The sequence below is a fragment of the bacterium genome (assembly GCA_021372515.1).
Classification (GTDB): domain Bacteria; phylum Gemmatimonadota; class Glassbacteria; order GWA2-58-10; family GWA2-58-10; genus JAJFUG01.
Window position 1 is genome coordinate 1 of sequence record JAJFUG010000008.1, and the last position, 22,623, is coordinate 22,623.

The window sequence follows — 22,623 nt, forward strand, 5'->3', positions numbered from 1 at the left end:
ACCCGGAACTGGCCGGTCAGGCCCTGGCCGCGGAATTTCTCGCGTGCCAGGCGCAGCATGCCGGAGGACAGGTCCACCGCCACCAGGCGGGCGTCCTCGCGGCGTCGTGCCAGCTCGAGGGGGATATTGCCCGGCCCGGCGCCCACATCCAGCACGAGGGGCCTTCTCTTGCTTTTCAGAAGAGACAGCAGGCGCTGGATGAACTTGCGCTCCACCAGGCCCAGGTGCTGCCTGGAGAGCTGGTCGTAGGATTCCACCTCGCGGGGGTCATCCATGGCTCCGTTTTCGGGGACCCTCTTCATCTTTACCCTCTCCCTCGCTCTCAGTTGGACACTGTGCTCCGTTCGGCGTTGCGCGCGGCGATTTCTCGGCTGACCCGGTTGACCTTGTCTTGCAGCCCGTCCATCCAGCGGTAGTCGCAGGAGAGCAGGCCGATCAGGGCGGCGCGCTTGAAAGCGGCGGCCCCGGCGGCTCCCTCGAACCCGGCGGCCCGCAGCATCAGAAAATGCTCGTCCGTGACCTCGGTGATAATCCCCCGTTTCTCCAGCTCCGCTCGCAGGCCCTGGCACTCGGCCAGGATGCTGCGCAGGCCGCGGCCCTCCAGGCGCAGGCCCACATCCGGCCACATCGAGGGCGGCTTGTACAGGACATAGTCGTACTCCAGCATGTCCCGCACGAAACTATCGGCCAGCTCGAAACCGTAGCTCTGGCGCTGCTCGAACCAGTCGGCGCCGGGGAACGGCGCGGGCGGGCTGACCAGCACCGAGTCGGGGCCGCAGGCCTCGACCAGCGACAGGTCATCCGCGGCCAGCTCCTGGAGACTGAACTTACCGCGGGTGGGCGCAGGGTAGATCAGCGACAGGCCGATGTCCAGGTGCACGCCCTCGGCGCGGGCTGCCTCGCGCATGGCGCTCACGGTTGCGATCAGGTCCTCGCGCCGGGCGCCCTTGTTCATCACCGCGGCGTTGGCCTTGTCCGAGCCGGACTCGGCCCCCAGGAACACGGCGCGCAGGCCGGCGCGGGTCAGCACCCGGTACGCTTCCACCACCCGTGCTCGCACGGCCGGGTCGGCCGCGCCGGTTTCGGCCCGGGCGAACATCGAGAATATCACGCTCAGGCCGCGCTCCAGGAGCCGTGCGGCGATGTCCTCGGCCAGCTCCAGTGTGGTGGAGGAGCCGGCGAAACGGAAGATGCCGATCCCATGCCCGATTTGGTATTCTATCTCCCGCACCACCTGGTCCGCAGGGCGCAGGGAATGCTGGGGGTAGATGCGCGAATGCACGCAGAAACTGCATTTGCCCCAGGGGCAGCCCAGGGAGTCGACCAGCACGTGTATCATCGTTTTGCCGCGCGTGTCGGTGGAATACACCGGGATGATCTTGTCCTCGGCCGTGTCGGGCACGGCGGGAGCGGTGCAGATACGGCCGTCCACGCGCAGCATGGAGTTGCCCAGCTCGCCGCGCGCCAGTGGCTCGGCCAGGGCGGCGAGGAGGCTTCCGCGGCTGTCAGATTTGCGGGCCAGTCCGAGCAGGCGGGCCAGGGGCTTCTCGCCGCTGCCGGCCACCACCAGGTCGAACAGCCCATCCTCCAGGATCGCCTCGCGGTAGATCGAGGCGTGCGGGCCGCCGGCCACGATCAGCACCCCGGGGGCGAGCTGGCGCAGCATGGCGGCCAGGCTGCGCGCCGCGGTGAAAGCCTCGCCGTACCAGGTCTTGATCCCCAGGACCCGGCAGCCCGAGTCGCGCACCCGCAGGGCCAGCTCTCGCAGCATGCGCCTCTGGCGTCGCCGCTGGGTGCGGGCGACACTCTCCTGCAGCAGGAAGAAAGCGTTGCCGTAGAGCTTGCGGGCGAGCCGTCCCGGCGCGGCGGCTCCCGGCTGCGCCACCAGCCTTTCGGCCAGGGTGTGGCTCAGACGGGCCAGGGGCTTGGGGGTGAAACTCTCCCACAGCCCGCCGCGCGCCCAGTCCACCACCTCAACCGCGTAGCCGTCCCGGCTCAGTGCGGTCTCGAGCAGGGCCAGCCCGTTTTCGAGGAACGTGTCGCCCGGCGAGCGCCGCCGCCCGGCCACCGAATTCCAGAGGATGAGTTCAGGCATCGCGGCTCTCCCCCACTGCCGGCAGCGAGTCCAGCCCGCCGGATTCGGCCAGGCTGATGAAGGCCTCGACCAGGGACGGGTCCCACATTATGCCCGCGTTGCGCCGCAGTTCCTCCAGGGCGGTCTCGCGGCTGAGGGCCTTGCGGTAGGAGCGGGTGGTGGTCATGGCGTCGTAGCTGTCGGCGATGGAGACTATCCGGGCCAGCAGTGGAATCTCCTGCGCGCGCAGACCGCGCGGATACCCTCGCCCGTCGAAGCGCTCATGATGGCAGAGCACCACCTCGCGCACATCGGCCAGCGAGCGCAGGGGCTTGAGGATCTTGTTGCCGTTGTCCGGGTGGGTGAAAATGCTTTCGCGCTCGTTGCCGTCCAGAGGGCCCTCCTTGTTCAGGATGCTGTCCGGGACGCCGATCTTGCCGATGTCGTGGAGGATGCCGGCCATGCGGATCAGGGCGAGATCGTGCTCATCCAGCCCGACCGAGCGGCCCAGGGCCACGGAGTAGAGCGAGACGCGCTCGTTGTGGCCCTCGGTGTACTTGTCCTTGGCCTCGATGGCGTTGGCCAGGGAGGCGATCACCATGTCGGCCCGCTCGAGCAGGTCGTTCAGGTGCTTCATCCTGAGCAGCGAGCGCACGCGGGCGCGCAGCTCGGCCAGGTTGACCGGCTTGTTCAGGAAATCATCCGCCCCGGCTTCGATCGCGGCGATCTTGTCATCCGGGTTGTTGACCGCGGTGATCATCACCACCGGGATGAGGCGGGTGTCCTCGCCGGACTTGATGATGCGGCAGACCTCGATCCCGCTGATATGGGGCATCATCATGTCGAGCAGGATCAGGTCGGGACGCTGGCTGCGCACCAGCGCCAGCGCCTGGGCGCCATCGGCCGCCTCGAGCGTGGAGTGCCCCTCCTTGGCCAGCAGGAACGACAGTCCGCGCCGGATGGCGGTGTCGTCATCCACCACCAGCACGAGCGAGCGATAGCCGCCCTCGGTGCCCGCCGGGGGGTGGTCGGTGGTCTCGGCCTGCCCGGTTTGTGTCTCCATCATCCGTTCTCCAGCAACTGTTTGACCACGCGGATCAGGTCGCGGTAGTCGAAAGGTTTGGTCATGTAGTAGTCGGCGCCGGCCTCCAGGCCCTCGGCCCTCTCGCGCTCCTGGCCGCGGGCCGAGAGGAACACGATCCGCACCCGGCTGGTGTCCGGGTCGCCGCGCAGGGCGCGGCAGACCTGCAGCCCGTTCATCCCGCGCATCATCACGTCCAGCAGCACCAGGTCGGGTTTCTCGCTGCGCACCAGGGCCAGCGCCTGCTCGCCGTCCTCGCTGGTCAAGGTCTCGAAACCGGCGTTCTCCAGGCAGCGGGCCAGGCCCAGCCTGAGCATGCGCTCATCGTCCACGATCAGAATCTTATGCCGGCTTTGGCTCATCGCTTTCCTCGTTCTCTCCCTCCAGGGCGGTGCGCATGTCGGCATCCAGCAGGGTGAACAGGACTGTGGTCCCACGGCCGAGTTCGCTCTCGATCCAGATCTCGCCGCCCAGGCGCTCGATGATGGACTTGGAGATGGTCATCCCCAGGCCGCTGCCCTCGGAGTGGTGGTCGATGCTCTCCAACTGGCCGAAGCGGTCGAAGACTTTAGAGATGTCATCGCCGCGGATGCCCTTGCCCGTGTCCGAGACTGTCACCAGGCCCATCCCGTCACGCCGGCTCAGCTCCACGCTGATCCGCCCGTTCTCGGGGGTGAAACGCACGGCGTTCGAGACGATGTTGGTCAGGACCTGGATCACCTTGTCGTAATCGCCCCAGAGCCGCAGGTCGGGAGCTTGGATCTCCCGGTACTCGAAGGCTATGCGCTTGGCCTCGATCGAGGGTTTCAGGCCGTTGAGCGTGTCGGCCACCACGGCGCGGAACTCCAGCTTGTCCAGCTTGAAACGCATCCGTCCAGCCTCGATCTTGCTCAGGTCGAGCACGTCGTTGATCAGGCGGGTCAGGCGCTTGCAGTTGTCGACAATCGTGCCGAGGAACTCGGTGCGGCTTTCCTCGGAGTCGGCCAGGCCGTCGAGCAGCATCTCGGAGTAAAGCAGGATCGAGCTGAGCGGTGTGCGCAGCTCGTGGGAGACCAGGGAGAGGAAATCGTCCTTGGCCTTGTCCAGGGTCTTAAGGGCCTCGTAGGCGCGCCCCAGCTCGGCGTGCTTGGCCTCCAGCTCGCGGGTGCGCTCCTGGACGCTGGCCTCGAGCTCGCGGTTCCAGGCCTCGATTTTCTCGCGCGAGGCCTTGAGCTGATCGATCATGTTGTTGAACGATTCGGCCAGCACGCCGATCTCGTCCTCGCGCTCCACGCTCACCTTGCGGTCGAGGTCTCCGCGGGCCACGGCCTGGGTGGCGCCGGCCAGCTCGAACACCGGTCCGGCCACATGGCCCACCATCAGCACGGTGATCAGCGACCCGCCGGCGACCATCAGCAGCGAGATGAGCACGGCCTTGCGCGTTCCGGCCTCCAGGGCGTCGTGCAGGCTGGCCAGCGAGACATCCAGCACGGCGAAGCCCAGTTTCTGCCTCAGCACGGCCGAGCCCGCGCTCGAGGCCCCGGCAGTGGGCGGCGCGAACAGCAGCATCTCGTCGTTCTCGGGCGTCTTGCGCTCGATTTCGATCAGGGTGGCGGCGCGCCAGAGGTCGGGCCGCGGGGTGGAGTACCAGCGGCGGCTGGTCAGGGTGTCCAGCTCGCCTCCGAGCTTCCAGCGCGGGTCGGAGGGCATGTCCAGCCGGGAGGAGCGGGCGTTGGGCGTGACCGTTATCCCGCCGGAGTCGGCCAGCACCAGGACCTGGCCTTTCAGGTCGGTGATCAGCACCCGCTCGATCTCGCTCTCCTTGAGCACGCCGGAGATGAGGGTCTTGATGGTCACGGTGTCGCGCGAGAGCACGGCATACTGGCTGTTGAACGCCAGGTTGCCGGAGAGTGAGAGGGCGCGCTTGGCCAGCTCGTCCATCATCGAGCTGCGCTGACGGGAGAGGAAAAAGGTGGTCAGGGTGGTGGAGATGGCTATGATCAGCAGCACCACCGCCAGGATGGATTTGGCTTTCAGGCGCGAGCGTATTGACCGGACGAGGGTTTGCAGCATTCAACTGCCTCCGTTACGCACGATCACGGCTTTATCCCGCACGGCTTTGGGTATGTTCAGCCCCAGGCTGGAAGCGACGAAATCGTTGATGTAGAGCTGCACCCGCCGCGGCCCCACCACCCGCGTCCCCGATTCGGCGCCGCTCAGACGGCGCAGGGCCATCTCCGCGGTCTGGCGCCCGATGTCGGAGTAGTCCACACCCAGGGCCAGCGGAGTGCCGGCCTCGGCCACCGCCCGGCTGGCGGCGATAATGGGTACGCTGTTCTGGAAACATTCGAGCAGGATGAAACGGATGATCCGGCTGTCGTAGACCAGGTTGTCGGGCGGCATCCAGACCACGTCCACATCCGGCAGCAGCGAGCGCAGCGCCTCGGGGACATCCCGCTCGCCGCTGATCACGCGCGGCTCCAGGCGCAGCCCCAGCTCATCGGCCTGACGGATCACCGCGCTGTAGAGAGCGGCGCTCGAACGGCTGTAGAGCAGCCCCACTCGGCGCGCCTCGGGCAGCGCCTGACGGATCATCTGCAACTGTTCGCGCAGCGGGACCAGCAGGGTTACGCCGGAGGCCGGCAGGTCCGGAGTAGAGTTTGCATCCTCACCGGTTGGATTGTCAAGGACAAGTGTGAAAATGAGGGGCAGGTTTCCGGCGTACTGCATACCGGAACGGGTGGCCGGAGTGCCGACCGTGATCAGAAGGTCGGGCTGTTTCTGGCCCAGGGACTTCCAGAACGCGGGAAGGCGCGCCGGGTCGCTTTCGAGGAACGTTTCCTCGACCTCCACGGACAGGCTGCTCTCACGCAGGGTCGAGGCGATCACACGCGAGGTCTCGCTGTACTCATGCCAGACCCGGTCGCTTTTGATGAGGACCACCCGCAGAGTCCGGGCCTGGACAGTCCAGGAGGAGGGCAGCCCCAGCAGCAGGGCGCAGATGAGAGTCAGCCATCGCGGTATATGTCTTGACACCTTTGTCAGCACCATCGCAGAATAATCCCGCCGGTTGCGAGTACTGAATCAGAACCCGAAATTGAGGCCCGCGGTCAGACGGCGGCGGGTTTTTTCGGCCAGAGGGTATTCCAGCTTCCGGCTGTTGAACAGGTCGAGCGCGGCGACGAATATTTCTGGCCCGCGCTTGCCGATGTTCCAGGCCAGCCGGGTGTCGCAGCGCAGGTAGGAATCGAGTTCCACGGGCAGGTAGTCGCCGGTCTGGGTCGGAATCTCCCACACCGTGCGTCCGGTGTACCCGGTCAGGAAAGCCAGCGAGGCGCCGTGCGGCATGGTGAAAAAGGCCTTGAACGCGGCCTTATGCTTGGGCGGGCGCTGCTGGCGGCTCACCGTGTAATGGTTCTGCAGGTCCTGGTAGCTGTAGTTGGCCGAGAGTTTCATCCAGTAGACCGGCACCAGGTCGGCGCTAAGCTCGAACCCGCTGGCCCGGGCGCTGCCCAGGTTGTGGAACGACTGCACCGGAACGCCATCCTCCAGGTGTGGAGCGTCCGGACCGATGTAGTCGCGGAATCGGTAGGTGAACAGATCGATCTCGGCGCGGAAAGTGTGGCTGGGGAAGAAAGTGTAGCCCAGCTCCCAGGTGGTGTTCTTCTCGCTCTCCAGGTCGGGCTGACCCACGATCTGCAGCCCGGTGGGGGTCATCAGGCGGAAATAGGAGTCGGTGAACGAGGGGTTGCGGAAAGCCTGCCCCACCGAGAAACGCAGGGTGTGATCGGCGCGGGGGCTGTAGATCAGGCTGCCGCGCGGGCTGAAACTGGCCCCCACCAGGGGGTGATGGTCCAGGCGCGCCCCGACCAGCAGGCTCACCTCGGGCACCAGGCGGTACTCGTCCTGGAAATAGGCGGCCAGAAGGTTCTGGCTGTGGTCGCGGTCGATGATGTTGGACTGGATGGTGTTCAGGCGGTAGGAGGCGCCGTAGATCAGGGTGTTATTGCCCCCGATCTCGCTCATGTTCTGGGCCTCGAGGTCGACCGTGTTGTAGAGGATCGAGACATCCTCGCCGGGCGAGAAGATCGGGTCGCCGGTCTCGTCCCCGCGGTTCCAGAAAGCCTGGAAATGGAAATCGGAGTGCTCCAGGTTGAGCTTGGCGTAGGTCGTGGTGGCGTCGAAATCGTTCTGCTCGATGCGCACCACCTGCTCGACCGAGCCGTAGCTCAGGCCGCCCTCCACCGAGAGCCGCAGGTCGTTCTCGAAACGGTGGCCCAGGTAGAGGTTGCCCAGGACCACGTTCTCGGAATTGTGGTCCGTATCGGCCAGGCTGTTCAGGCGGCGCGAGCCGAGAGCGGCCCGGAAATCGGTGTCGCCGCGCTGGACCCCGGCCAGGAACGAGCTGAACAGGGTGCCGTTCTCGCCCACCTGGACCTTGACCTGGTCACCCTTGATCTGGCGCGGGGTCTTGGTGATGATGTTGATCACGCCGCTGAAAGCGTTGGCCCCGTAGAGGGCGCTGCTGGGGCTGCGCACCACCTCGATGCGGTCGATCTGGTCGAGCAGCACGGGCAGGCCCTCCCAGACCACACCGCCGAAGAAATCGAAATACACCGAGCGGCCGTCGATCAACACCAGCATCTTATTGGACAGAAGCTGGTTGAGGCCGCGGGCGTTGACCTCGGCGTGGGAGGCGCTCACGGTCATCACGTCCAGACCGGGGACGAAACGCAGCAGCTCGGGGACGGTCAGGGCGCCGGAGGCCTTGATCTCGGCGGCTGAGATCACTGTCACCGTGGCCGGGGCGCGCTCGATGCTCTGCTCGGTGCGCCCGGCGGTGATGACCTTCTCGATCGGCTGGAAGAACAGTCTTTCGGTCATTTCATTCTCGGCGCGGCACTGGGAGGGCGCCACGGCGAGAGTAAAACCCGCAATACAGAGCAGCGGCCCCAGCCATGGGCTGGCGTCTCGGGTCCTCATAGCCTTTGTTCTCCTTGTCCTGGCGGAAGTTTATATCAAGGTCCGGCGCGGGTCGGCCGGAGTTGCGAACCGGTTTGAGGAAGACTGTCCCGGCGGCGGTCAGCCCAGCAGCGGGCGGACATGCTCCAGGAGGGTCTTTATGTCGAACGGTTTGAGCATGTAGTCGTTCGCCCCGTTGGCCGAAACGGCCTCCTTATCGTAGGCTTCGCTGTGGCCGGTGACGGCCAGGATTTTCATCTCCGGGTTGACATTGGGGTTGCCGCGCAGGCGGCGGCAGACCTCGAGGCCGTCGAGCTGCGGCATCCGGATGTCCAGGATGAGCAGGTCGGGCTTGAAATCCCCGGCCTTGATCAGGGTCTCGTAGCCGTCCACCGCGGTCTCGATTTCCAGGTTGCCCACCGCGGCGGCCAGCACCCGGCTCACGGCATCCACCACCGCCGGGTCGTCATCGGCCACCAGGACTTTTTTCTTCCTTCCGCCCACGAAATACTCATCCACCACCGGCATACCGTTGCGCTGAAGAAATTTCTTGAACTCCTCGCGTGTCACCCGGTGCTGTCCTCCGGGGTTGCGGAACGCCTTGAGCGCCCCGCTCTTGATCCAGCGGTTGACCTGCATGACCGTGGTGTGGCAGTAGCGTGCGATGTCACCCGTGGTCAGAGGCGGGTCGGGAATCATATCGGGCAGAGATTTTCGAGACATGGCGGCGTCTCCGTATAAAACAAACCAAACATAACAATAGTATTATACCTATATAATTTCTTCAGTATATCAAACCTGTCAAGAAAAATCAATGCCCCGACGGAAAAAAATGTGGCATGGAAGTTGTCTTAAAAGCTTCGCGCTGTCTGGAACAGAGCTGGCCCAGACCGGAAGTCTGCAACACTGAACTCAAACTTTTCTAAAGTCTTCCATCATGAAAAGCTGAAAATCCGTGGGTGCCAGTCGGAAAAAACGACCGTCGGCGTCAGGCCCCGTGCGGAAATATTATCCCAGGAGAAGAACATGGATTGCCGTATCGTGCTGTGGGACTCGGACCGTTCGTTGCGTGAGGCACTGTTCAGCCGTCTGCTGCGCAAGGGTTTCTACCCGGTTTCGCTGGGCGACCCCTCCAAGCTGGACAAGGCGGTGCGGATGCTCGCCCCAGAGCTGGTGCTGTTCGAGGCGACCTGGGAGCGCGGGGAGACAGTGAGCCTGGGCGGCGGCGGTGCGGTACCGGTGCAGGACGGCGACTTGTCGCTGGTGCTGCCGCTGGCGGCCGGATCATCCGGGACAGCCTCCGGGGCGCGCGGCCTGGTGCTGGAGCGCCTGCGCAAGCCGTTCGGCACGCGGGAGCTGCTGGGCGGGATCAGCAGCGCCCTGGCCGTGCGCGAGCGCCTGAACCGCCACTGCCGTCCCGGCCGGGAATGGCTGGAGGTCAAGCGTCTGAGCGACGACAGCGAGATCGAGGCGGCGTTGCGCCTGCGGCAGGAGGTCTATCGCGAGACCGGGTTCATCCAAGCGGGCGCCCTCCCGCTGGAGTACGACCATTACGACCGCAACTCGATCCATTTCGGGGCGTTCCATGTTCAGGGCGCTCAGCGCGAGTTGGCCGGCACCATCCGTATCATCCGCCGCGGGACAGAGGGCACCCCGACCTGCAGCGAGGCTGTCGAGCGCGTGGTGCGGCGCTACGAGCCGTCCTGGTGTGAATCGGCCGCCTCGGAAGTGTGCCCCGAGCTGCCGGCACTAAAGACATTCGGCCTGGGGGCCGGAGAGCTGGAGGTCTTTCTGCCCGGGTTCGGCGGGCGCGAGTCGGCCTGCGGCCGCCGGGCGGGCGGTGAGGTCTGCGAGCTGAGCCGCCTGGCTATCGCGCGGCCCTGGCGGCTCAGCCGTTTCGGGATCGAGCGGATGCTGTTCCAGATGATCGTGGTCGATTCGATGGCCGGCAACCCGCGCCGCAACTGGTTCGTGATCGCGGTGCACCCCTCGCGCCAGGCCAAGTTCGAGCGTTTCGGCTTCCGGGTGCTCGACCAGCTGGGGGTGCGCCCCTACGCCGGGCTGAACCAGCCGGCGATCCTGCTCAGCCTGGACCTGCAGCACTATCTGACCACGCCCAACCCGTTCAGCGCCAGCCTGGAGCTGGAGCTCCTGCTTTACCGGGCAGCGGGCTATCTTTCGCACGCGGTGGCCGAGGAAAACGAGCAAAAAGGGCGGGTCGCAGCGGGTCAGACGGTCTGAAAGGGGAGAATTCGGGGCAAAACATAACAAACTTCTAAGCTCTAACTTATGTCTATCTCATCATATATAAATAATAGATAACATGTAATTTGATAAAAAAATCATTGATTTAATTTGTTTTTCCCGCCATATTTACTTCGCAGATTTAATTCCGCAAGCATATTTTCCTTCTCCTGCAATAAAGCAACTAATTTTTGATAGAATTCGGATTGCAGGCGTATAATAATTCACAGACAGAGGGGCCGTCCCGGCAAGGTTTTGTGGGACGGGCTTCTGACGGCGGCAGGCCACAGTTTAAGCCTGGAGGCGAGGATGAAAGAGACGATACTGTTCCGTGATTCCGATCCGGCGTTGCACGAGGCCCTTCTGGCGGTGCTCGGCGGACGGGGGTTCAGGGCGCTGGGGCTGGACAGTCCGGCGGTGCTGGGTACGGCGGTCAGGCTGTTCGATCCCGCTCTGCTCGTCCTGGAGGGCTCGTGGGAACGCGGGGAGCGCATGGTGCTGGCTGACAACCCCTCCGGCGCGGTCAAAGCCGGCTACCTGGCGATAGTCCTGCCGCTGCCGGGTGTGGGTTGCCGGGGCATGGTGGTGGAGAGCCTGCGCAAGCCGTTCGGCCTGAAACAGCTCCTGGCGGCTGTCAACGGCGCCCTGGAGCTGCGCGCGAGCCTGAGCCGGATGCCGCGGGGTTACGACACCGAATGGCTGGAGGTGCGCCGCCTGACCGATGAGTCCGAACTGGAGACCGCGTTCCGCCTGCGCCGTGAGGTCTACCTGGAAACAGGCTATATCGATGACCGCTGCCCGCCCCTGGAATGCGACTGCCTCGACCCGCGCTCGATCATCCTGGGCGCGTTCGTGCACCACCGGGGGGAAAGCGAGCTGGGCGGGACGCTGCGTATAATCCGCAGCGGGGGCGATGGGCCGCTGAGCGCGCTGGTCTCGCGCCTGGGCGAGCTGCACGGCATGCGCAGCCTGGTTGCCGACGGGGCCGGGGCGCCCCTGCCCGCCTGCGAGTCTTTCGGCCTGATCCCGGATGAGCTGGAGGATTATCAGCCGGGGTTCGCCTCGATGCACTCGATCACCGGGGCCACTGTGTCGCCGGAGGTCTGCGAGCTGTCGCGCCTGGCCGTGCCCGCCCGCTGGCGCCGTCACCGCCTGGGCATCGAGCGCCGGCTGTTCGATCTGGTGGTGGTCGATTCGGTGGCCTCGGCGCCGCGGCGCAACTGGTTCGTCATCGCAGTCCACCCGAGCAAGCGCATGAAATTCCACCGCTACGGGTTCCTGGCCGTGAACGACCTGGGCGTGCGGCCCTACGCCGGGCTGGACCAGCCCGCGGTCCTGATGACCCTGGACCTGCAGCAGTACCTGCTGACTCCGAACCCGTTCACCGCCAACCTGGACCAGGATGTCCTGCTGTACCGGGCCGGGGGCTGCCTGGTCCACGAGCCGGGCCGGGAGAGCCTGGCCGCGGCGGGTTGAACTGCCCGGAATACGACCCCGGTTGCTTCAATCTTTGCGATGTGAACGATATCGAGAGAGGACGGTTGCCGGGGCGGCGGCCGTCCTCTTGTCATTCACGCCGCAAGCGTTTCCATCCGCAGAACTGAGAACCGCATTTCTGGAAATGAGAAATTACACCCGGGCCCTGCGACTGACAGCGCCTGGAAACCGGCGCGCCGGCTGAATCCCTCCCGCGGGCATAATTCTTGATAACCGCCGGTCAATAAGGGCTTGGGGCCAGGCCCCGCACCCGGTCCGCGGCCGGTGGGACGGCACCGGCCGGGCCGGCGCGAAAGAAATTGCCGGGGACCGGCTGAACACTCTGTCCCTTCCCGCCGTCGAAGTCTATATTATACTCCGGTTTAAGTGTTGTTCAAGGCCAGGCAGGTTCAACTCACTTCCATCCCCTTTTATAAGGACATATTTATGCGAACGCTTCGAAACAGGCTGCTCGTCGCAACCCTTGTCCTGAGTGTGATGCTGCTCCAGAGTCCCACGGTTCTGCTCGCGGTGGACCAGGTTCGGATCTGGGAGGAGGACCTCACCCTGCCCACCTACCCGGTCGGCCAGGCCGAAAAGAACCCGATTTTCTACGGCACCCGGCGCTACCAGGGGGCGCAGGGACGGGTCTATCCCTACGAGTTCCTGGACAGCCTGAGCGACCGCAGCGTGCCCCGCACCTACCGCGCGGTCTACCTGGAGAACGAATACGTCAAGATCTGCGTGATCCCGGAGCTGGGCGGCCGTCTGTTCTCGGCTGTGGACAAGACCGACAACTACGATTTCTTCTACCGTCAGCACGTGATCAAGCCGGCGCTGATCGGGATGTTAGGCGCCTGGATTTCGGGCGGCGTGGAATGGAACGTCCCGCACCACCACCGGGCCAGCACGTTCATGCCGGTGGACTACAAACTGGAGCAGAACCCGGACGGCGGCGCGACGGTCTGGGTGGGCGAGACCGAGCTGCGCCAGCGGCTCAAGTGGATGGTCGGCCTGACCCTGAGTCCCGGGCGCTCCTGGGTCGAGGCCACGGGCCGGATCGTGAACCCCACCCCGTTCACCACCAGTTTCCTCTACTGGGCGAATGTCTCGGTGCACGCCGACTCCTCGTACCAGGTAATTTTCCCACCCTCGGTGGACTGGGGTGTATACCACGCCAAGCACGAGTTCACCCGCTGGCCCTGGTCGGACAATGTCTACAACGGGCTCGAGGGCTATGCCGGCGGCCGTGATCTGAGCTGGTGGAAAAGCCACCCCTCGCCCATCTCGATCTTCGCTTTCGAGGCGGGCGAGGATTTCATGGGCGGCTACAACCACGGCCTGGGGGCCGGGGTGCTGCACGTGGCCGACCATCACCTGGTGCCGGGCAAGAAACTCTGGGAATGGGGCCCGGGCACGGAAGCCCAGGCCTGGGACAAGATCCTGACCGATTCCGACGGCCCCTACATCGAGATCATGGTCGGGGCCTACTCCGACAACCAGCCGGACTATTCCTGGATCCAGCCCGGCGAGGTGAAGCGGTTCACCCAGCGCTGGTACCCGATCCGCGCCATCGGCGGGGCGAAAAACGCCAACACCGAGGCCGCGGTCAACCTGAGCGTTGAGGACGGCAAGGCCAAGCTGGGGTTCAACGTCACCTCCGACCGTCCCGGCTGCCGGGTGGAACTGACCCGCGGCGGGGAAAAGGTGCTGGAGCAGACTGCCGACCTCAGCCCGGCCCGTCCTTTCACCGCCACGCTGGACCTGCCCGCCGGGGCCCAGGAGACCGAGCTGCGCGCCGCCCTGTACGACAAATCCGGAGCGGAGCTGGTTTCCTATCAGCCGGTCAGGCGTGAGCCCTCGCCGAAGCCCGGGGCGGTCACCCCGCCGGAGCGGCCTGAAAAGATCAAGACCAACGAGGAGCTTCTTCTGGCCGGGCAGCGCCTGGAACAGTTCCACAGCGCGGCCCTGGAGCCGGACCCGTATTACGAGGAGGCCCTGAAGCGCGATCCCGGCGATTACCGGGTCAACAACGCGCTGGGCCTTCTGTACCTGAAGCGGGGACGTTTCGAGGAGGCCCGCAAGCTGTACGAGGCCGCGGTGGCCCGGGTCACGGCCCAGTACACCCGTCCACGGGACGGCGAGGCGCTCTACTACCTGGGCGTGACGCGCGGGTTCCTGGGTGACCTGGCCGGGGCCGAGGAGGCTTTCTACCGGGCGAGCTGGAGCGCGGCCTGGTACTCACAGTCGTTCCTGGACATCGCGCGCCTGGAATGCCGGCGGGGGGATTTCACAGCGGCGCTGGAGCACCTGGAGCGCGCCTGGTCGACCAACAACCCGGATATCCGTATCCTCTGCCTTAAAGCCGCTGTCCTGCGCCGTCTGGGCCGCGGCGGTGAGGCCGCCGCCCTGGCCGCCCAGGCCGCAGCCACCGATTGCCTGGACATGCTGGCTGCCTGCGAGCTGGCCCTGGATCAGGGCGAGAGCGGCGACCCGCTGGCTGCGCGGAAAGAGGGGATCGCCGACCAGTTCCAGACCCGCCTGGAGGTGGCCTGCGAGTACATGAACGCCGGCCTGGACGCCGAGGCGGTGCAGGTGCTCGCGCCTCTGGCCCCGGTGAGCGGCAAGGTGAACCCGCTTGTGCTGTACTACCTGTCCGCCCTGCAGCGCAGTCTGGGCCAGAGCGCCGCGGCCGAGGCCAGCCTGGCCCGAGCCGCCCAGCAGAGCCCGGACTACGTGTTCCCGTTCCGCCTGGAGACAATCGGCGTGCTGCGCCAGGCCATCGCCGCCGCGCCCAAGGATGCCCGGGCGCCCTACTACCTGGGCAACCTTCTGTACGAGGGCCAGCCCGAGGCGGCAATAGCCTGCTGGGAGAGCGCCCGCAGCCTGGACCCGTCTCTGGCCGTGCTGCAGCGCAACCTGGGCCTGGCCTACCTCAATGTGCGCAAGGACATCCCGGCCGCCACGGCCGGCCTGGAGGCTGCGGCCAAGCTGGCCCCGCGGGATAAGCGCATCCGCCTGGAACTGGACCAGATGTACGAGGCCGGGAAGATGGCCCCGGAAAAGCGCCTGGCCATCCTCGAAAAATCCCATTCCTTGGCCCTGGCCAGTGATGAGCTGCTCTCGCGCGAGATCGAGCTGATGGTGCGCCTGGGGCGCTACGACCGCGCCCTGGAACTTCTGCGCGGCCACCATTTCCACACCTGGGAGGGCGGTGGCGAGATCCACGGGGTCTACGTGAGCGCCTGCCTGCTGCGCGGGGACAGCTACCTTCGCCGCAAGGACTACAAGCGCGCCCTGACCGATTTCCAGGCCGCCCTGGAATACCCCGACAACCTCGAGGTGGGCCGTCCCGCGGACGGCGGGCCGGAGTGCGAGGTCTACTATTTCATCGGCCTGGCGCACCAGGGCCTGGGTGACAAGGCCAAGGCCACGGAGAGCTTCGAGAAGGCCCTGGAGCGTAAGCAGCCGCCCTCCGAGCTTCTCTGGGCGCAGGGTATGGCCATGCAGGCGCTGGGACGCGGCCCCGAGGCGGAGCAGGCGTTTGGAGCCCTGCGGGAAGAGGGCGGCAAGCTGCTCAATCCGGACCAGGAGGCGGCTTTCTTCGCCAAGTTCGGCCACCGCGCGACCCACGAGGGCACGCTGGCGGAGGCACATTACCTGATCGGCCTGGGGCTGGCCGGCAAAGGGGACATCGCGGGGGCCAAAGCCGAGTTCAGCAAGGTCCTGGAGCTGGATGTCACCCACACCGGGGCGGCCTGGCAGTTGGCCCGGATGAAATAGGCGGCGCGGGGCGCCGTGAGGTGCAGGAAAGAAAAAGTCAGGGGCGACCAGCCGGTCGCCCTTGAAGGGCAGTTCCATGAAAAAGGGCTGAATAAACGTAGGGGCGGGTTTTAAACCCGCCCCTACGCTGTTTTGGGTTACCTTGCCATCCGAGGCCCTATTTCGATCCGGGCAGCGGCCCTGCGGTGTGTTTGCGCGGGGCCGATACGAGATCGCCGAACGCCGGCAGCAGCTCGAACTTGTCCAGCCAGCTCGTGTACATGATCCCCAGCGCGCCGGGGGTGGCATCCAGCGATGCGAGCCAGGCCGCGTCGTGGTCCAGGTTGTCGGCGTCGTAATAGCCGCAGGCGAACGTGCGGTAGCCCAGGTCGGAGAAGAATTTGAGGCTCTTGTCACGCACCTCGTAAAACCAGCAGGCGATGATGAGGCCCTTGGGCAGGTGCTCCCAGCTCTTGTCGTAGTTGCCGGCGCAGAGATAGTAGTTGTCGCCGTGACGGTTGTTGGCGTTGTGGTTGGGGTCGAACATGTCGGACCAGATGACGATCTCGGCGTTCGGGTCGGCGGCCTTGACTATCTCCACCTGTTTCTGCACGCAGTCGCCGATGATCTCGCCCATGCTCAGGTGGCGGTCGGCGCAGGCTTTGCAGGTGCCGCCCACCCGGACCTCGTCCACGTTCAGGAAATAGTACTTCGGGTGAAGGTGCTGCTTGATGAGCGGCACGGTGCGGCTCCAGATCTCGTAAACCTCGGGCTCGGACATGCAGCAGGTGACCTGGTCGTTGTAGATCTGGGTAGCGTGGTACCAGCTCACGCGCAGGCGCTCGCCGGGCTTGATCCGCGAGCCGGGTAGAATGCCGATCCCGGGGCCGTCGTGCTCGAAATCGTAGTCCATCTGCGGGTCGGAGACAGGGGCGAAATCACGGCCTTCCTCATACTCCACCCCGCTTTTCTCGCCGCGTACGCTGAGCGGCGCTCCCGGACGGCGCAGCACGTTTACCAGGCCGATTTCCTCGATGGAGAGGTCGTCGAACCAGATCCGGCCCGGGGTGCGCTCCTGCACTCCGAACGAGATTTCCACCTTGTCGTTGCCGAAGCTGTTGAACCCCACCTCGGCCTCGAACCAGTCGGAGGTCTTGGGGTCGCGGATGTTGCGGTAGCAGAGCTCCTGGTGTCCGGCCCCGATGGCGGTCAGGCGAAGGTTGCCCGAGCCGAAGGGCTGGCTTTCACCCATGTCCTCGACCTTGATCCAGACCCGCAGGCGGTAGCAGCGTTTCGGCTGGACCGGGATGCTCACGCTCAGGACGCCGGCCCGGGAGCCCGCCTCCGCGCTTTCCAGGTTCTGGATGCGCAGGCCGGCCTGGCCGCCGTGGAACACCTCGCGGTCCAAGGCCACGCAGTCGGCCACGCTGTCGCTGAGGCTGAACCCGTCCGGATGCCCGTCCTGTCCGCTCTCGAAGCCGCCGTTGGGTATCCCGACCGCCGGGTCGGCGGTAAGGACAGCCTCGGTCTTGCCGGCCACGAACAGGGCATCCACCACGGGCATGCCCTCGGCCAGGTTGCGGTTGTGCGAGAGCAGGCCGCCGTTGTAGCCCACGTTCAGGCAACCGGCGGCGATATCGACATGCAGGCTGTCGCACAGGTCGCGCAGGTGGTACAGGCGGCGCAGGTAGTCCTCGCCCTTCTGGTCGATCTGGTCGAAAGCGGCGGAGAGCAGGAACCCGTTCAGCCCGTGCTCGTGGCCCACTTTCACCAAGCCCTCGACCCGGGCCAGCTCCTCGTCGCTCTGCAGTCCGGTGGAGATGTAGTTCCAGCGGATCGGATAGACCGTGCCGCGGCTGCAGGAAACCGCGAGCAGCGCGGCCAGGGACAGTAATAAGAGCAAAATGTTACGCTTCATTTTCGATTCTCCCTGTGAAGAGGCTTACTTGAGTTTCCGGTTGACCAGGTCGCCGAACTGCGAAAGGGCATTGAAATTCTCGTTCCAGGTTGTGTACATGATCCCCACCGCGCCGCTGGTGGCATCCAGGGATTTGAGCCAGCCGCGGGCGGTGTCGAGGCCACCGGAGCTTGAGCCGAGGGTGCGCAGGCCCAGGCTGTTGAAATGCGCCAGGCTCTTGTCGCGCACCTCGCCATACCAGCAGACCATGATCACGTCCTTGGGCAGGTAGTTCCAGGAGCCCTCGAACGTCCCGTCCACATGGTAATAGTAGTTCTGGCCGTGCTGGTTCCCGGCGTTGTGGTTGGGGTCGAACATGTCGGTCCAGACGAAGATTTCGGCATCCGGGTTGATCGACTTGACTATGTCGCGCTGACGGGTGATGCAGTCGGCGGCCAACTGTCCGGGGGTCAGGCCGCGGGCCTTGCAGGTCTCGCAGTTGCCGCACATGCGCAGCTCGTCCAGGCCAAAGAAATACTTCTTCGGCTTGATGATCCCGTCCAGCAGGGTGATCACCTGGCGGCAGATGTCATAGTAGCGCGGCTCGGAGATGCAGGCCGGGGTCTGGCCGTTGTAGATCGGGTAGTTGTTGTAGAAACTGACCCGCAGGCGCTCGCCCTCTTTGATGTAGCCGCCGGGGATGATCCGGATGGCCGGGGCGGGATGGTCGAAGAGCAGGGTCTTGAGCGGGTCCTCGACCCGGGCGAAGTCACGGCCCTCGGTGTAAACCTGGCCGCTCTTGTCGGACTTGACCACCAGCGGGGCGCCCTCGCGGCGGATCACGTTGATCAGGCCTTCCTCGGCGATACTGTAGTCATCGATCCAGAACTTGCCGCTCTTGCCCGAGGGGCAGCCGACCGAGACAGTCACATCGGTGTTTTCCAGGCTGTTGAACCCGACCTGGGCCAGCACCCAGCCGTCCGAGGTGGCCGGCACCACCGGGATGTAGTACTGCAAGCGGCGGCCGTTCGCCCCCTGGACCAGCATCGGGAACACATCCCCGCGGCCGTCCAGGCCCTGGGTCCTGACCCAGCAGCTCAGGCGGTAGCAGCGTCCGGGGTGCACAGGGATTTTGCGCGAGACCAGGGAACCCCAGTCCTGGAACTCACCCGACAGGTCGGCGATCTGGTCGGTCATCTCGACCCGCAGCGAGTTCTTGCCGCTCTTGCACACTTTGCTGTCCAGGCTGAGCAGGGCGCCTTTCTTGACTACCTGCTCCCAGCCGGCGGGCAGCGTCCCCGCGGCTTCCTCGAACCCGCCGTTGGGGATCGAGACAGCCGGGTCGGGAACCACATTCGCCAGGCCGCCTTTGACCTCGAACAGGACATCCTTGACCGGCAGGCCCTCCAGAAGGTTCTTGTCCCAGGCCAGGGTGGGCGCGTTGTAGCCCATCGGGCAGACTCCCGGGATCAGCTCCACGTCGCAACTGTCGCAGATACGCTTGATTTCGTAGAGGTTCTTTACGTTGTAAGGCGGCTCCAGGGGCAGACGGTCGAGCATGGCGCTCAGGATAATGCCGTTGAGGCCGTGGTCCTTGGCCGTGCGGGCCAGATTGCGCACCAGCTCCACCTGGGCCATGTCTTCCAGGGCTTTGCCGTGCAGGTAAATGAAGCGGTAGGGATAGATTTTTCCCTGCTGCGCATTGGCGTTGACTGCTCCCAGGGCCAGGAACGCCAGCAGTGCCAGGACGAAGAATCTTTTCATGGACCTCTCTCCTTAAATCGTTCGGGTTAACAACTATTCGGACACTCTATCTCGTCGCCCGTAAGGAAAATACACCCCACGGCCGGGGCCGCGGGGGATAAGGAGGGCAGGGGCAGCCACGGTGGACCGCCCCTGCGCAGTACTCAACTTTGTCCCGGCCTGAACCGTTAACCGGCATCAGAGCTTGGGCCGCTCGGCCTTGGAGACCAGGTCGCCGAAATCGGGCAGCAGGGCGTATTTCTCCAGCCAGGTGGTGTAGATGATGCCGCTGGCGCCCGGGGTCTTGCTCAGGGATTCGAGCCAGCCCTTGATGTTCTCCAGGTCGTCCCCGTCGTAGTAGGACGCTCCGATGGTGCGGAAGCCCAGGCCCGAGAAATGGGCCAGGCTCTTCTCGCGCATGTCGTACCACCAGCAGGCCACGACCAGGTCCTTGGGGATATGCTCCCAGGAGCCGTAGTAGTTCTCGGGCACGTGGTAGTAGTAGGGCCGCTTGTTCGTGGCGTTGTGGTTGGGGTCGATCATGTCGGACCAGATGAATATCTCGGCCTCGGGCTCGACTTCCTTGATGATGCCATAAGCCTTGGTGATGCAGTCGCCCAGGATTTCGGCCATGGGCAGGTGGCGCTCGGTGCAGGCGGCGCAGGTGCCGCCCGCGCGGATCTCGTCCATGTGGAAGAAATATTTCTTGAAGCCGAACTTCTCTTTCATCAGACGGGCGTTGTCGCGCCAGATTTCGTAGGTCTTTGGCTCGCTCATGCAGATCGTGACCTGGCCGTCGTAGACATGCGTGCCGTGGTAGTAGCTGACGCGCAGCCGCTCGCCGTCCTTGATCGCTCCGCCCTCGATCAGCTTGATCGACGGGCAGTCGTGGTCCCAGTCGAAATTGAGGTTCGGGTCTGATACCTCGGCGAAATCCTTACCCTCCTCGTAGAGCGTGCCGTCCTTGTCGCTCTTGACCAGCAGCGGGCAGCCGGGGCGGCGCAGCACGTTGACCAGACCCACCTCGCGCACCTCGAGGCCGTCCAGCCAGAACTTGCCGGCCGACTCGCCGCTGGGGCCCAGCACTATTTTCACCTTGTCGTAGCCCAGGCTGTTGAAGCCCAGGTTGACCTGCTGCCAGTCGCCGCCGGCGGGGGCGTTGATGTTGATCCATTCGAGCTGGTGGTTGTCCTCGGCGGCGTAGGTCTTGATCCGCACGTTGCCCGAGCTGAACGGCTTGGAGGCGTCCAGTCCCTCGGTCTTCAGCCAGGCGCTCACGCGGTAGGTGCGCCCCGGCTTGACCGCGAAAGTCTGGCTGAGCGCGATGCGCTCGTGGTGCTCGTCCTCATCCAGGGTGTCGGCCGCCGACTCGAAACGCAGGGCGGCCTTGCCCTCCTTGACCGTTTCCTTGTCCACGAACACCTTGCCCGCGGTGTCGCCCTGGTAGTCGAAATCGGCGATCTTGTCCCCCTCGACCTTCTCGAAGGAGCCGTTCTTCAGGCCCTCGGGCGAATCGGGAGTGAACGTGGCCTCACCGCCCTTGACCACGAACAGGGCGTCCGTGACCGGCAGGCCCTCGGCCAGGTTGCGGTCGTGGGCCAGCGAGGTGCCGCCGTAACCGATGGAGAAAATAGAGGGGATGATCTCCACCCCGCGCTCCTCGGCGAATTTTTTCACCGCGCCCAGGCGGTCGACGTACTCGGCCGGCTGCATGTCCAGATGGTCACAGCCGCAGGAGAAGAGGATACCGTTGAGGCCGTGGTCGGCCGCGGTCTGGATAATCTGCTCCACCTTGCTCACGTCTTCATCGCTGCGCAGGCTGTTGGAGACATAGACCCAGCGGTAGGGATAGCGGTTGTCTGTCTTGCCGCAGGCGGCCAGGCAGACCAGGCTGAACAGCAGGACTGCGGACAGGGTTCTCATCGAGCCGGACTCCTTGAGCGGGTTAAAGTGACCGGACACACCTCGGTTAAGCAACCTCGAACCTTATCTTATCGTCAGAGCACCCACCTTGTACCAACCGTCCGCCTGACGGCCCTGGATGGCGAGTTTGACCTTTGGCTGGCCGTCCGCCGGATCGACCAGGCCCACCAGAAAGTCATAGCTGCCGGCGGCGAGCTGCGGCGGCGCCTGGAGCGCGGCGCTCACCTTTGTCTCGCCGGGCAGCCAGCCGCACACCGCCTGGCCGGTCGGGCAGACCGTGGTCTCGCCGGTCTGGGGGTGGCGCAGGGCCAGAGTCAGCTCGTATCGTCCGTAGCAGGGGGCCACGCCGCGGTTGAGCCAGTTCATCTCCACGTTCAGCGAGTCCCCGGCGAAAACCTTCTCCGGGTAGTCGAGCGAGGCCAGGACAAAACGGTAGCCCATGCGCTTGAGGAACTTGTCCACGTTGGGGCGGATGGCCTCGGGCACGTCGAACGACTTGTTGTTCAGCACCGAGATGTGCCAGTCCAGGGCCTGGTTCAGGATCGAGTCGACATCCCAGCCCTGCTCGGCCCAGTAGCCCATGTTCCAGCAGGTCTCGAACACCACCGGGGCGGTTTTCCAGACCTCGGGCGGGACAAACTTGCCGATTATGCGCGGGTAGCGGTTGAGCTGGTGGTTTTCGCCGTTGCCGTTCTCGTCGACAAACTCGCCCACGCTCATGTCACCCAGGCAGTCGGCGCGCCAGCCGGTTCCGCGCGAGATGGCGTAGGCCGTGGCCGGACTTTCCTCGAGGTTCATCACCAGCGGGGTCTTCTTGAAATTGTCCACGTAGAGGTCGATCACTTTCTCGTGGTTTTCGAGCGTGGGCATGGGCAGCGGCAGGCCCTCGGTGTGCCACTCGCCCCAGCGTCCGACCGAGCCGATATCCATGTGGTCCAGGTCGGGGTGTCCGTCGTAGCGCGCCGCCAGGGCTCGGATCAGGGCGCCGTGTTTTTCCAGGAACAGCGGGTCGTCGTAATCCGGCTGCCAGTGCTGCCTGTCCGGGTAGAGCCAGCCCTTGGCCCCGCTGTGCACGTACCAGAGCGGGACTTCGTACTTGACCGTGACCGACTTGTCGGCCACCTCGTGCCCGTTCTGGCACATCACGCGGAAAGCCAGGCGCTGGCCGTGGGCGTGGCAGAGCGCCAGGACCGAGTCGATCAGCGCGAAATTGACCTGGCCCTCCACGGGCTCCAGCACGTCCCAGTACCAGCGGAAATAGGCAATGGAGCATTCCGGGTAATGGGCGTTGATTGGGTCGCCGTTGAAACTGTAGAACGTGGTGAACCCTATCCCGGGGTTGACCAGCACCTCGTCGGTCTCCACAGGATTGACCGTGACCGTGCGGGTCTTGGCGCAGCCGGCGGCCTGCGCGAGCAGAAGGGCGGCAAAAGCCGGGACAAGCAGCCATCTCGTTCCAGAAAGCATAAGGCCTCCACTGGA

The 22,623-nt window shown here is 65.0% G+C and carries 15 protein-coding genes; 3 read left to right on the forward strand and 12 right to left on the reverse strand.

All coding sequences use genetic code 11. The features are described 5' to 3' along the window. From LLH00_00505 to LLH00_00540, 8 genes are all read right to left on the reverse strand, one after another. Positions 1-302: class I SAM-dependent methyltransferase (locus LLH00_00505; GenBank protein MCE5269747.1), on the reverse strand; the 302-nt coding region annotated here is incomplete at its 3' end. A gap of 20 nt (positions 303-322) precedes the next feature. Next, entirely contained in the window at positions 323-2,095 is a 1,773-nt protein-coding gene (locus tag LLH00_00510; protein ID MCE5269748.1) for a cobalamin-dependent protein, read from the reverse strand. Continuing rightward, positions 2,088-3,140, reverse strand: coding sequence for a response regulator (locus tag LLH00_00515; protein MCE5269749.1), 1,053 nt, complete (start codon positions 3,138-3,140; stop codon positions 2,088-2,090). Before LLH00_00515 ends, LLH00_00510 begins: the two co-directional genes overlap by 8 nt. Beyond that, a complete protein-coding gene (locus LLH00_00520; protein ID MCE5269750.1) occupies positions 3,137-3,517 on the reverse strand; it encodes a response regulator in 381 nt (126 codons plus the stop codon). The genes LLH00_00515 and LLH00_00520 overlap by 4 nt, the downstream gene beginning before the upstream one ends. Beyond that, positions 3,498-5,207 carry a cell wall metabolism sensor histidine kinase WalK gene (locus LLH00_00525; protein ID MCE5269751.1) on the reverse strand — a complete coding sequence of 570 codons (1,710 nt, stop codon included), beginning with the start codon at positions 5,205-5,207 and terminating at the stop codon, positions 3,498-3,500. Before LLH00_00525 ends, LLH00_00520 begins: the two co-directional genes overlap by 20 nt. Then, positions 5,208-6,170 (reverse strand): ABC transporter substrate-binding protein, encoded by a 963-nt coding sequence (locus LLH00_00530; GenBank protein MCE5269752.1) that lies wholly within the window; start codon positions 6,168-6,170, stop codon positions 5,208-5,210. Positions 6,171-6,218: 48 nt separating this feature from the next. Continuing rightward, positions 6,219-8,018 (reverse strand): TonB-dependent receptor, encoded by a 1,800-nt coding sequence (locus LLH00_00535; GenBank protein ID MCE5269753.1) that lies wholly within the window; start codon positions 8,016-8,018, stop codon positions 6,219-6,221. Positions 8,019-8,216: 198 nt separating this feature from the next. Continuing rightward, positions 8,217-8,819: a response regulator gene (locus LLH00_00540; GenBank protein ID MCE5269754.1), complete on the reverse strand. Its 603-nt coding sequence runs from the start codon at positions 8,817-8,819 to the stop codon at positions 8,217-8,219. 303 nt (positions 8,820-9,122) lie between these two features. Here LLH00_00540 and LLH00_00545 point away from each other — a divergent pair, with 303 nt between their 5' ends. The 3 genes from LLH00_00545 to LLH00_00555 all read left to right on the forward strand — a co-directional run bounded on the left by LLH00_00545 (position 9,123) and on the right by LLH00_00555 (position 15,599). Beyond that, a complete protein-coding gene (locus LLH00_00545) occupies positions 9,123-10,337 on the forward strand; it encodes a hypothetical protein (protein ID MCE5269755.1) in 1,215 nt (404 codons plus the stop codon). 312 nt (positions 10,338-10,649) lie between these two features. Continuing rightward, the gene (locus LLH00_00550) at positions 10,650-11,816 is read left to right on the forward strand and encodes a hypothetical protein (GenBank protein MCE5269756.1); all 1,167 of its coding nucleotides are present in this window, start codon (positions 10,650-10,652) and stop codon (positions 11,814-11,816) included. Between the two features lie 447 nt (positions 11,817-12,263). Continuing rightward, positions 12,264-15,599, forward strand: coding sequence for a DUF5107 domain-containing protein (locus LLH00_00555; protein ID MCE5269757.1), 3,336 nt, complete (start codon positions 12,264-12,266; stop codon positions 15,597-15,599). Positions 15,600-15,756: 157 nt separating this feature from the next. On the opposite strand, the gene LLH00_00560 is transcribed toward LLH00_00555, so the two are convergent. The 4 genes from LLH00_00560 to LLH00_00575 all read right to left on the reverse strand — a co-directional run bounded on the left by LLH00_00560 (position 15,757) and on the right by LLH00_00575 (position 22,608). Then, positions 15,757-17,496 (reverse strand): hypothetical protein, encoded by a 1,740-nt coding sequence (locus LLH00_00560; protein ID MCE5269758.1) that lies wholly within the window; start codon positions 17,494-17,496, stop codon positions 15,757-15,759. Positions 17,497-17,520: 24 nt separating this feature from the next. Beyond that, the gene (locus LLH00_00565; GenBank protein ID MCE5269759.1) at positions 17,521-19,239 is read right to left on the reverse strand and encodes a hypothetical protein; all 1,719 of its coding nucleotides are present in this window, start codon (positions 19,237-19,239) and stop codon (positions 17,521-17,523) included. A 177-nt stretch (positions 19,240-19,416) separates the two neighbouring features. After that, positions 19,417-21,141, reverse strand: a complete 1,725-nt coding sequence (locus LLH00_00570) for a hypothetical protein (GenBank protein ID MCE5269760.1) — start codon at positions 21,139-21,141, stop codon at positions 19,417-19,419. 63 nt (positions 21,142-21,204) lie between these two features. Beyond that, positions 21,205-22,608: a DUF4832 domain-containing protein gene (locus LLH00_00575; protein ID MCE5269761.1), complete on the reverse strand. Its 1,404-nt coding sequence runs from the start codon at positions 22,606-22,608 to the stop codon at positions 21,205-21,207. Positions 22,609-22,623: the final 15 nt, after the last annotated feature.